We start from the raw sequence: 11,568 nt of genomic DNA, 5'->3' as shown, positions 1-11,568 counted from the left end.
ATTTTACCTAAGCGTTTAAGACAATTTTAGCGGTACTTTTATTTCTTTTTACGTTTGGCTGCTCGGTTTTTTAATATGTTCCGATTCACCGATGAACTGGTTTTCTTTTTGGTTTTCGATGGTCCGCCTAAGTTTACTTTTTTGTTCTTCTCTTTCTTTTCATGAAACGAGGCGCCGCCTTCTAATTTGGGTTTCTTCAACAAGAATTTCATTTTCTTTTTCTTGTCTTTTTCAAACTCCAATAAACGCTCGGCGATGACAACAGTTTCCGGTAAGTCAAGGAATTCGATTTCTTTTTCCATCAACATTTCGGCTTCAATCATGATTTCTTCTTCTCGCGGACTAATCAAACTGATGGCAATACCCGATTTGTCGGCACGACCGGTTCTACCGATACGGTGAATGTATTGTTCAGGAACTTCAGGAAACTCTACGTTAATAACGTGTGTGATATCCGAGATGTCCAAACCACGCGCCATAACATCAGTGGTAACTATACCTCTGATTTCGCCGGCTCTGAAATTAGCCATCGTTTGCAAGCGATAATTCTGTGATTTATTAGAATGAATAATCCCAAATTGCTCAGTATACATTTCTTCCAATTTATCGGCTAACAAATCGGCCGTCTTTTTATTGTTTACAAAAAGCAATACGCGTTCAAAAGCTTCGTCTTGAAGCAAATCGGCTATAAAATTAACTTTGGTCAGGAAATTAGGTACTTTGTACCCTAATTGTTCTATTTTTTCCAAGGGAGTTCCACTTGGTGCCAAAGAAACTTCTTCGGGAAAATCAAAATATTCTTCCAACATTTCATCCACGTCATCGGTCATTGTAGCCGAAAATAAGATGTTTTGGCGTTTGCCTTTCAGCATGGTTAGGATGGAAGTAACTTGAAAGCGGAAGCCCAAATTCAATATTTCATCGAATTCATCGATGACTAATTTCTGTAAATTGTCAAACCGAACCACATTGTCTAAAGCCAAATCCATGATTCTTCCCGGAGTGCCGACCAAAATATCAATTCCTTGATAAACTGCGGTTTTCTGGGTGTTGATGTTCACGCCTCCGTAAACGCCTAAAGTGCGAACCGACATGTATTGGCTGAGTTTTTCTACTTCGGCGGCTACTTGCACAACCAATTCACGGGTTGGCACAATAATTACCACGCGTGGCGTATCGGTAGCAGCAAATTTCCATTGTTTTAGTATAGGTAACAGATACGCAAAGGTTTTTCCCGTACCGGTTTGGGCAATTCCCATCACATCGCGTCCTGACATAATTACCGGAAACGCGCGTTCTTGAATAGGTGTTGGTGTAGTCAACCCTAATTCGTCAACGGCTTTTTGTAATGATTTCGGAAGATTGAATTGCTCGAAAGTGCTCATGGCTTATTGAATTTCGGGCAAAGGTACGGAATTGAAAATAAACCTTAAAAACCTTCGAAAACGCCTAAGCCAAATAAAGCAAAATCGTATTTTACCGGATCGTTTGGATCTAATTCGCGTAACGAAGCATCTAATTCGGCTAAAGCTTTGCCGTCGTTTTGTTTGCGCGTTAGTAAGCCTAATTTTCGAGCCACATTTCCGGAATGGACATCCAGTGGACAAGATAAAACGGATGTTGGAATTTTAGACCACAACCCAAAATCAACACCTTTGTTGTCATTTCGAACCATCCATCTCAAATACATATTAATACGTTTGGCTGCCGAACCTTGCGTCGGGTCGGAGACGTGTTTCGTACTTCGAGTTAAATGCGGTATGGTAAAGAATTGTTTTTTGAATGCCGCAATAGCATTTTGCATGGAATCTTTTTCTTGGTGTTGGTTGAAAAAATGTTCCAAACCACCATGCTGTTGATACAGTTGTTGCAAAGCGATGACAAAAGTTTTGAAATCGACACCGTTAAAGGTTCGATGGACAAATGTTTCCAGATTGTCCAAATGATGTTCTTCATGATTCATGACGAAATCATAAGGCGAATTACCCATCAAATCCATCATGCGTTTGGCATTGTTGATAATCATCTTGCGGTTGCCCCAAGCGATGGTAGCTGTGAGAAAGGCAGCAATTTCGATATCTTCTTTTTGGGTGAATTGATGCGGAATCTGAATCGGATCGCTTTCAATAAACTTAGGATTGTTGTAAAGTGCGACTTTCTCGTCCAAAAAATCTTTGAGTTCTGATTTAGTCATGAAGTTTTACTTTTTGGGCTTTGAAGCCTTCGCTTAAGGTTTGACCACGCTTTTGCGGAATCACGTGAAAATAAGTTTCGAAATAATCCAATTGTGCTTTACTGACCGTTGGTAAAGCTCCATTTCCGGTTATCCAGAACAGTTCGGTGTTTTTCTGAGTATTGTACTTTAGATTGCCTTTGGTTTCGATGGTATATGCGATGTTGCTCTTAGTATTTGGCTTCGGAAAAATTAGATTCTCCGCTTCAAATGTGTTGTTTTGCATTAGCATGGCATTGTTGGTCAAACTGCCGAATGACATCGGAACTAACACTAAAACAGCACAACCAAGGCAACTTAAACCCAACAAAGACAAGATTATTTTTTTTTTAGACAAGAGCGCAGCAAGTACTAATAATCCGAAGAAAATAGTGAAATACACGTAGAATCTGTATTGCGGCGAACTCAGCATCAACAAAACTAAAAGCAATACAAACACCCAATAAATAGTGGTTAAACCTTGTTTCGGATAATACTTTTCGAGGATAAACGGTGTAATGATTGACAACAATAAGGTTGTGCATCCGATTAAACTATCGATTCCGTTGTGTAAAAAGTATGCTATTACAATTTCCGTCAATTTAGCCTGTTCTAAAGTGCCAAACGATAGATAAAAAGAATGCATCATATCTCTACTGAAAAAATACGATAGGATGTCTTTGGGTACTACATAATCCGCATCGGAATAGGGTAAGTATGTCAACGGATACAAAGGATAACCGGTAAGTATACTGTTTTTAATCACAAACAGAAACAGTACCAATCCACCGAGCAAACGGATAGCAATGAGTTGGTTGTTGATTTGTTTGAAATGTTTAACCCAAACGATAATCGGTAAAAGCAAAAGCACTACAGCTGTGATTTTGATGTATACGGCAAAAAGCAGTAAAACCCACAGCAGTTTCAGTTTTTCAGTGGCATTTTCTGCCGAAGTGTAAATGGAAAAAGCCAAGAAAGCCAGTACATAAACTGCCAAATCAGGCGACGGTGCGTTGACAAATTGGAATAAAAATAGATAGCTCAAAGGCAACAATCCGAAAGCCAAGTCGATTTTGTTTTTGTTTACCGAATAAGAGTGAAGTCTCTCAAAAGCCCAAAAGTTCAACAGTAACAGTAAAAAGCCATTCAAGTCGTTAAAGTTCTCGTACAGAAAAGACAGCGAATACGCGCTTTGGGCAATATGCCAACCGCTGGTTTGCCCAAAAAACAAATGTAAATTCGCCAAACCGGGAACCAAACCGTATTCGTTGATCCATTTTATGGTTTGAATGTAATAGGTTTCATTGTCAACTACAAATGGTGAAGTAGCCGATTGGACTAATATTAAAATACTACTCAATGCAAAGAGTGATTTCAACGTAATGGAAAAAGAACCAAAAGACTCGGTAGTCGTTTTCCATAACAACGGCCAATCAGCTCGAAAATAATAACCAAAAATTAAGGTTATTGAGGTTAAAAAGACCGCAAAACCTAAGTTGATTGGTCCGAAAATAGCCCAAAGACTGGCTAGTAATGTTACCGCAAACAATCCTAATACAGTGGTAATGGTGATATTCCGCATCGGAATTCCCAATAGTTTTGAAAAGCTCATTCCTAAACTTGTCGAAGTGACAAAAATATACAGCCAACTCAGCAGGATAAGCATCATAGCATCAAATAATTAAGCCGTCTTTCATGACTAGTTTACGATCGGCCATATTGGCCAAATCTTCGTTATGCGTCACAATTACAAAGGTTTGGCCGAACTCATCGCGCAATTTGAAAAACAATTGGTGCAAGTTTTCGGCAGAAGCTGTATCTAAATTCCCGGAAGGTTCGTCGGCAAAAATCACGGCCGGTTTGTTGATTAACGCACGAGCTACCGCTACGCGTTGTTGTTCACCACCGGATAGTTCGTTGGGCTTGTGTTGACTTCTTTCAGCCAACCCTAAATAGACTAATAATTTTTTAGCTTCGGCTTCGGTAGCAATTTTATCTTTACCGGCTATGTAGGCCGGAATACATACGTTTTCCAGAGCCGTAAATTCGGGTAACAATTGGTGGAATTGAAAAATAAAACCCAAATGCAGATTTCTGAATTTAGAAAGCTCTTTATCGTTCATTTTCAGAACGTTTTCATTGTTTATTTCAAGTGAAGTATTATCAGTTTTTGTAGCATTGTCTAACGTGCCCAAGATTTGCAATAAGGTTGTTTTTCCAGCACCGGAAGCGCCGACTATGGAGACAATTTCTCCTTTCTTGATGTGCAAATCAACTCCTTTCAGTACCTGTAAATTATCGTAATATTTGTGAATGTTTTTGGCCGTAATCATTAATCGAATTTTTCACAAAGTAACAAAGTATTTTGATTTTTAAACTTTGAATCAATTTTTTTTATCGTTGAATAAGTAATAAAGTTATGTTAATTACTTTTTTCTGTTTAATCATTTCGTACTTTTGTTGAACAAAAATATTAATTCTTATGAACACTACCATTGAAAAAGAATTATTTGAACTGATAGGCGACAATCATCAAATGACTTCTGCAGACACACCACTTCGTCCTGATGCTTTTGATAAATCAGATGCTGACAAGAAAAAAGTAATTGAACACCATTTCTACCAAATCATGCAGGAAATGGGATTAGATATGACCGATGACAGTTTAAGAGGAACACCACATCGAGTAGCGAAAATGTTTATCGATGAAATTTTCTCGGGCTTGAATCCTGCGAACAAACCAAAGATATCTGTTTTCGACAATTCTTACCAATACGACAAAATGTTGGTAGAAGCGGATATCAGTTTTAACTCAACCTGCGAACACCACTTTTTACCTATCATTGGAAAAGCGCATATTGGTTACGTTTCCAGCGGGAAAGTTATCGGTTTGTCGAAATTGAATCGCATCGTTGATTATTACGCTCGTCGTCCGCAAGTGCAAGAGCGATTGATCATGCAAATTTTTAACGAATTGAAAACCGTTTTAGATACTGAAAATGTTATTGTTGTGATGGAAGCCAAGCATTTGTGTGTTTCCAGCAGAGGTATAGAAGATGAAAGCAGTTACACTTCTACCATACAATACGGCGGTATTTTTAATGATAAAGAAAACAGAAATGATTTCTTCAACTTGATAAAAGAGAAATAAATTTTTAGTTAATTGAGTATTTTTTGGGTTAAAATCCTGAGTAGTTTTACTCGGGATTTTTTTTATCCGGAAATAAAAAACCCAATCCCATACTTTTGAGCATTTTTTTCTCAAAAGCCCAAAAGAAAGTAAATTGGCCGAATATAAATCCGAAACTAACCAATAAAACCTGATAAATAGGGAAGATGAGTATGATGTAAAGCGGATAATAAATCCACCCTGAAATGCTTTCTCTGGTAATGCCAAACAATTCCAAAAAGGGTTTCGAAAGATAGGCTGATGTTGAACCGGTTATGGCAAATACTACAATAATAACAAAGGCCTGCCAATTTGATTTGATATTCCAACGTTCTCTAAAACTTGCCATACAATAATTTTTGGTAAAGATAAGAGATTATCGACTCGGAACAAATCCGCCGAGTCTTTGATTGTAATGGTTTTGAAAATAAATAAAGTAATTATAAATCAAGTAGTTTACTTCGTAACCGTAATGAATGTTCATGTCGTAGTTTATCTGCATTTCATACAAATTCGGATCGTATAAATTCGGTTGCATGGCTCTGCGATTCCATTCGGCAACATAGAATTGGTTTTTAACTTCCAAATAACTTTCAGAGTAATAGCCTCGTGGCAAAGCTCTTCCGGCTAACCATGTACTAAATCCCGGATCAATGATAGTCACTTCATACTCCAAACTGTCGTTGGCAATTTTTACAGTGTCCGATACTTTTGCCAATGCATTTCCATTATTGTCTGCTATGGTCTTTGAGCTGTTACAGCCTATGATGAGCAAGAATAAACCGATTACAGAAACTAATGTCTTCATAAACTCAATTTTCTATAAAATTAAGTAATTCAATATTAAAAATTGTTTTAAAGATGTTAAAATAAAAAAGCCACACTTATCAGTATGGCTTCATTCTTATGCTTTTTCCGATTGTAGCAGGCTGATAATCTGTTCTGCCAATTCGGTACCAATTCGGTCCTGAGCTTCCAAAGTCGCTGCTCCGATATGCGGTGTCAACGAAATTTTCGGATGCATCAAAATCTGAATTTCCGGCGTAGGTTCTTTTTCAAACACATCCAAACCGGCAAACAATACTTTTTCGCTGTCCAAAGCTTCCACCAAAGCCACTTCATCAATCACACCGCCACGAGCACAGTTCACTATACCTACACTGTCTTTCATCATCGCTAATTCCTCTTTTCCAATCACGTAACCTTCCTGAGCCGGAACGTGAAGCGTAATAAAATCGGCATGTTTGAACACTTCTTCTAAAGGTTCAGTTTCAAATTCAACGTTGATAAACTGACCGTTGTAAAAATCAACTTTCACTTCGGCTTTGTCCACAAATTTATCCGCGGCAATCACTTTCATACCCAAACCTAAAGCCATTTTAGCTACGGCTTGACCAATGCGGCCAAAACCAATAATTCCTAAGGTTTTCCCACGCAACTCAATGCCGTTGGCATAAGCTTTTTTCAAACCTTCAAAGTTGGAATCACCTTCCAAAGGCATATTTCGATTTGAATCGTGTAAAAAGCGAACACCGGTAAACAAATGCGCAAAGACCAATTCGGCCACACTTTCCGATGACGAAGCCGGTGTATTAATCACATGTATGCCTTTAGAACGGGCATAAGCCACATCTATATTGTCCATACCAACACCGCCGCGACCAACAATTTTCAATCCCGGACAAGCATCAATCAATTCTTTTCTCACCTTGGTAGCACTGCGTACTAACAAAACCGAAATACCATTGGCATTGATATAATTGGCCACTTGCTCTTGGGCAACTTTAGTCGTAATTACTTCAAATCCACCTTTTTCCAGGGCTTTAATCCCGCTTTTAGAAATTCCGTCGTTGGCTAATACTTTCATTATTTCTGTTGTATTTTATAAGTTGTATGTTGTTTTTTTGGGAAGCTTAATCCGGCTTTTCGTTCCAATCTTTTTGTTTTTAAAGAAAAAACAAAAAGGATTTCCGCTCCAATCCGGGCTAGGGCTATTGTGCTAATTGCGACTGATTGCTATACATCGACTCAAATTCTTTCATTACATCTACCAATACCTGAACGCTTTCCAGCGGCAACGCATTGTACATCGAAGCGCGATAACCACCTACAGAACGATGTCCGGTTATTCCTGAAATGCCGGCGGCTTTCCACATTTTGTCAAACGATTGTTGAAGTTCAGGATTTTCCAACAAGAAAGTCGCATTCATAAAACTTCTGTCGGCTATCGCTGCAGTTCCTTTGAACATGCTATTTCTGTCGATTTCATTGTAGAGTAAATTGGCTTTCGCTTTGTTTATTTTTTCAATGGCAGCAATGCCACCTTGTTTTTTCAACCATTGTAAGGTTAACAAGCAAGTATATACCGCAAAAACCGAAGGCGTGTTGAACATACTTTCGGCCTTAATATGCTTTTGATAATCTAATATGCTAGGAATGGAACGCCCGGTATTACCTAAAATTTCTTCTTTGACTACAACCAAAGTTGTTCCGGCAGCACCCATATTTTTTTGCGCTCCGGCATAAATCAAATCAAATTGGGAGAAATCTAGAGTACGCGAAAAAATGTCTGAACTCATATCGCAAACCACCGGAATAGTCGTTTTAGGAAACGATTTCATCTGAGTCCCAAAAATGGTATTATTGCTCGTGCAGTGAAAATAATCTGCGTCAGTCGGTATAGTGTAGTCGGTTGGAATGTGATTGTAATTTTGAGCTGCAGATGAAGCTACAACAACCGTTTCTCCGAACAATTTAGCTTCTTTAATGGCGTTGTTCGCCCAAGTTCCGGTATCCAAATAAGCCGCTTTGCCATCCGTTTTCATCAAATTGTAAGGCACCATTAAGAATTCTAAGCTGGCACCACCTTGCAAGAATAATACTTGATAACCTTTGCCTTCCAACCCTAAAAGTTCCAAAACCAAAGCCCTAGCTTCGTCCATAACAGCCACAAAATCTTTACTGCGATGCGAAATCTCTAAAATGGACAAACCGGACTGGTTAAAGTCTAAAACGGCTTGAGCCGATTTTTCAAAAACTTCCTGAGGTAGTATGCACGGTCCGGCGCTGTAGTTGTGTTTTTTCATAATAGCATTTCCAAAAAATTAAAGCGCAAATTTCGGAAATAGGGTTAAAATAAGCAGTTAGAATTCCGCAATAATAAACCAATATTATTAACGAAATCGTTTTAGTTTATAACATTTATTGAGAATTTGATAATCAAATTTGTTGCAAAAACTGCAAAGTATCAACATTATCTGCATAGTCCCAAAGTTCTGGTTGCTGGGTTTTTCCAAATGGAATACTGTTGGGCGTCAAACCATTGGAAACCACACACTGAATTTGGTCTTTGTCGTTTTCCAATCGCTGTTTTACAGCATCCAAATCTTCATAGTATTCATAAAAAACAGAGGCAATAGGTGAGGCGTAGCTACTGTCTTCTTTTAAAGTTAGGAATTCGTTATCGAGTAATTTAAAATTACTCATCAGGAAAACAGCTTTGTTATAGTCGTAATTGTTGGAATATTTCTCGTAAAAAATAACGTCTTTGTATTCGTATATGGCCTTAAAAAAAGGCTGAAAATCGTAGTCTTTCGGTACAAAAAGTTTGGAAACATTGCGACAACCCAAACCAAAGTAGCGGAAAATATCTTCACCCAAACGCACTAAATCATCATGACTTTCTGTTCCGGTTAACAGTGCCACCGAATTGCGATTTTTGCGAATGATGCTGGGTTTATCTTTGAAATAAAACTCAAAATAACGAGCGGTATTGTTGCTTCCGGTAGCAATAACAGCCTCAAAGTTCTCTAATTTGCCATCGGTAAAAGTGATGTAGTTTTGCATTTCCGGAGACACAGTAATTAAATACTTGGTCAAGAACTTTATCAAATACTGGTCGTTAGAAGAAGTTTTGACCAACACTTTATGTCCTGACAGCAACACCGAAAGGAAATCGTGAAAACCCACGAGTGGAATGTTTCCGGCCAAAATTAACCCTACAGTTTTAGGTTGGATAGTAGAGAATTCGTATCGTGACAACCAAGCATTCAAATTATCTTCCGTCAAGGCTTTGGCCCAAGATTGTACAGCATGATACACTTGTTCCGGTGTAAACCAACCGTTGTGCGATTGCGAGGCGTGAATCAAATCGACAAATGCATCAAAGTACAAATCGTTGTGCAATACAGCTTCGTTTTTTTGATTTTGATCAAAATTGAATTGACTCAAAAACCGACCTAAAGCGATAAAACAATTTTTTTTCTCGATTTGTAACATGAGTGACTTGTTTATGAATGGTTTTGATTGTAATTTTGTGCAAAATTAGTGAAAAAGTAATGAGTTAGAAGTATTGAGTTAGGAGTAATTTAATAACGCCTTTCTCATTAAACTACAAACTCTGAACTCCAAACTCCAAACTATTAAAAAATGGCTATCATAATAACTGACGATTGTATCAACTGCGGGGCATGTGAACCGGAATGTCCGAATACTGCAATTTATGAAGGTGCTGACGATTGGCGCTATAAAGACGGAACCAAATTGAGAGGAAAAGTAATTTTACCCGACGGTACCGAAGTAGATGCCGATGCGGCTCAAACTCCGATTTCTGACGATATTTATTATATTGTACCTAGCAAGTGTACCGAATGTAAAGGTTTTCACGAAGAGCCACAATGTGCAGCCGTTTGTCCGGTGGATTGCTGTGTGCCTGATGACAATCACGTGGAAAGTGAAGAAACCTTACTCAATAGACAATCATTTTTACACAACGAATAAAAAAAAACCTGAGCTAAAACTCAGGTTTTTTTATCTTAACTGCTAGATGCTTTTACAGTTTTTTAAATGATTTTAACTTTAATATTAAAATTTCCGTACTTAATTAACTAAAATAGGATTGCTTTTTAAGTTTAAACTAAAAATTATTAAATTTGTTTAAACCCAATTCCGGCAATGAAACAAATCTACCTGCTTTTTTTACTGATTTTAGGTTTTACAGTTTCGGCTCAAAGTGTTGAAATTGCGATAACACTGAAAGATGCCGATACTGATTTGCCCGTTGAAGACGCTACGGTTTATATTTTGAAAACCAAACAATCGTTATTAAGTAACTCGGAAGGAAAAGTTACTTTCATTCTAAACGGTTCTTCTAATATTCAGGTTACACATTCATCTTATGTCAAGGTAACTGTTCGTTCTTCGGCTTTGCTTAAAACCGATAATGTTATTTATCTTAAGAGCAATGTAAACGATTTGGATGAAATTATAGTTACTAGGCAACATCCTCAAAAAGTATTAAAAAATTTGGTTGATAACTCGATTGAAAAATTAACCGTTCCGGCCCGATTAAAAGTCTATTCGCGAGAGTTTTTTAAAATGGATGGTGATTACACATATTACAACGACGGCTTGATGAACTTTCAATTGTTCGGTAAAGACAAAAATTTCAAAAGCAACATTCTGGTCGAACAAAATCGCTCTTTTGGTTTGGTTTATGACCAAATCAACAGTGATGTACTAGGGTATAATCTGAATGACATCATGGAGAACTATTACAATTTTAAGTATTTGGAACCGGTTTTGGTACCTGCGGCAAAAAAGAAATACGATTATCTCATTAAATCGTTTACTGCTAACCAAGATTACTATGTTTTGCTTATTACACCTCTAGACAATACCGCAGCATTACGAGATGATTTTAAAATTATTTATGACTGGAAAAGGAAAATCATCATCGAAATCAACACCTCAGTTTCACCCTCAACTTTGTCAAATGTTAAAGAGAAAAAAGCGATTGGCGCTAAGAATATTTACAAATCAAATTTCAAAGCAATTTACAGATTGGATGGAGAAAACTATTATTTAGTTAGTTCTAAGGAAGAGATTGGTTTTGAGCGAATTGAAAAAAATAAAACTACGGATATTGAGGTTAGGAATTATTTTGTCACCACCAATTTCAGCAACCAAAATTACAGCTACAAAGAGAGTGAAGTTTTTAAGGACAAAACGCTTTATAATAAGAAAAACACCATTCTTTCTACTTATTGGGATGTTTCCGGATTGAGTAGTACCGAAGAAGAACAAGCCATAATCAACCAACTCCAAGACCGTACACCTTGAGCTTTTATTTTTGCGTTCAGTACCACTTTGTTACTTGGTTTAATTCCGCTATATTTGCGCACTTTTA

The 11,568-nt window shown here is 37.5% G+C and carries 12 protein-coding genes; 3 read left to right on the top strand and 9 right to left on the bottom strand.

Features of this window, described 5'->3' with window-relative positions:
* Positions 1–38 precede the first annotated feature (38 nt).
* The 4 genes from Q0M21_RS04800 to Q0M21_RS04785 form a co-directional block, all read right to left on the bottom strand.
* Positions 39–1,385, bottom strand: coding sequence for a DEAD/DEAH box helicase (locus Q0M21_RS04800; RefSeq protein ID WP_295335219.1), 1,347 nt, complete (start codon positions 1,383–1,385; stop codon positions 39–41).
* Positions 1,386–1,429: 44 nt separating this feature from the next.
* Positions 1,430–2,194, bottom strand: a complete 765-nt coding sequence (locus Q0M21_RS04795; RefSeq protein WP_295335217.1) for a TIGR02757 family protein — start codon at positions 2,192–2,194, stop codon at positions 1,430–1,432.
* A complete protein-coding gene (locus Q0M21_RS04790) occupies positions 2,187–3,824 on the bottom strand; it encodes a hypothetical protein (protein WP_295335216.1) in 1,638 nt (545 codons plus the stop codon). Before Q0M21_RS04790 ends, Q0M21_RS04795 begins: the two co-directional genes overlap by 8 nt.
* Before the next feature lie 61 nt (positions 3,825–3,885).
* A complete protein-coding gene (locus Q0M21_RS04785; RefSeq protein WP_295335214.1) occupies positions 3,886–4,545 on the bottom strand; it encodes an ABC transporter ATP-binding protein in 660 nt (219 codons plus the stop codon).
* Positions 4,546–4,694: 149 nt separating this feature from the next.
* Between Q0M21_RS04785 and folE the strand changes: the two genes are divergently transcribed.
* Entirely contained in the window at positions 4,695–5,363 is a 669-nt protein-coding gene (gene folE, locus Q0M21_RS04780; protein ID WP_295335212.1) for a GTP cyclohydrolase I FolE, read from the top strand.
* Between the two features lie 46 nt (positions 5,364–5,409).
* On the opposite strand, the gene Q0M21_RS04775 is transcribed toward folE, so the two are convergent.
* The 5 genes from Q0M21_RS04775 to Q0M21_RS04755 all read right to left on the bottom strand — a co-directional run bounded on the left by Q0M21_RS04775 (position 5,410) and on the right by Q0M21_RS04755 (position 9,659).
* On the bottom strand, positions 5,410–5,730 hold the full coding sequence (locus Q0M21_RS04775) for a DUF6787 family protein (RefSeq protein ID WP_295335211.1): 321 nt from the start codon (positions 5,728–5,730) through the stop codon (positions 5,410–5,412).
* Between the two features lie 27 nt (positions 5,731–5,757).
* Complete coding sequence (locus tag Q0M21_RS04770) at positions 5,758–6,189, bottom strand: DUF6146 family protein (RefSeq protein ID WP_295335209.1); 432 nt, start codon at positions 6,187–6,189, stop codon at positions 5,758–5,760.
* A gap of 96 nt (positions 6,190–6,285) precedes the next feature.
* Positions 6,286–7,248, bottom strand: a complete 963-nt coding sequence (locus Q0M21_RS04765; protein WP_295335207.1) for a D-2-hydroxyacid dehydrogenase — start codon at positions 7,246–7,248, stop codon at positions 6,286–6,288.
* Positions 7,249–7,372: 124 nt separating this feature from the next.
* A complete protein-coding gene (gene serC / locus Q0M21_RS04760) occupies positions 7,373–8,467 on the bottom strand; it encodes a 3-phosphoserine/phosphohydroxythreonine transaminase (protein WP_295335205.1) in 1,095 nt (364 codons plus the stop codon).
* Between the two features lie 133 nt (positions 8,468–8,600).
* The gene (locus Q0M21_RS04755; RefSeq protein ID WP_295335203.1) at positions 8,601–9,659 is read right to left on the bottom strand and encodes an acyl-CoA reductase; all 1,059 of its coding nucleotides are present in this window, start codon (positions 9,657–9,659) and stop codon (positions 8,601–8,603) included.
* Between the two features lie 150 nt (positions 9,660–9,809).
* On the opposite strand from Q0M21_RS04755, the gene Q0M21_RS04750 reads away from it, so the two are divergent.
* Together Q0M21_RS04750 and Q0M21_RS04745 are read left to right on the top strand one after the other, a co-directional pair.
* Positions 9,810–10,160, top strand: a complete 351-nt coding sequence (locus Q0M21_RS04750; RefSeq protein WP_295335201.1) for a 4Fe-4S dicluster domain-containing protein — start codon at positions 9,810–9,812, stop codon at positions 10,158–10,160.
* 174 nt (positions 10,161–10,334) lie between these two features.
* Complete coding sequence (locus Q0M21_RS04745; protein WP_295335200.1) at positions 10,335–11,501, top strand: hypothetical protein; 1,167 nt, start codon at positions 10,335–10,337, stop codon at positions 11,499–11,501.
* The last annotated feature ends 67 nt before the right edge of the window (positions 11,502–11,568 follow it).

The sequence above is a fragment of the Flavobacterium sp. genome, assembly GCF_024710485.1.
Taxonomy (GTDB): domain Bacteria; phylum Bacteroidota; class Bacteroidia; order Flavobacteriales; family Flavobacteriaceae; genus Flavobacterium.
This window is presented reverse-complemented; position numbering and strand designations above follow the sequence as displayed.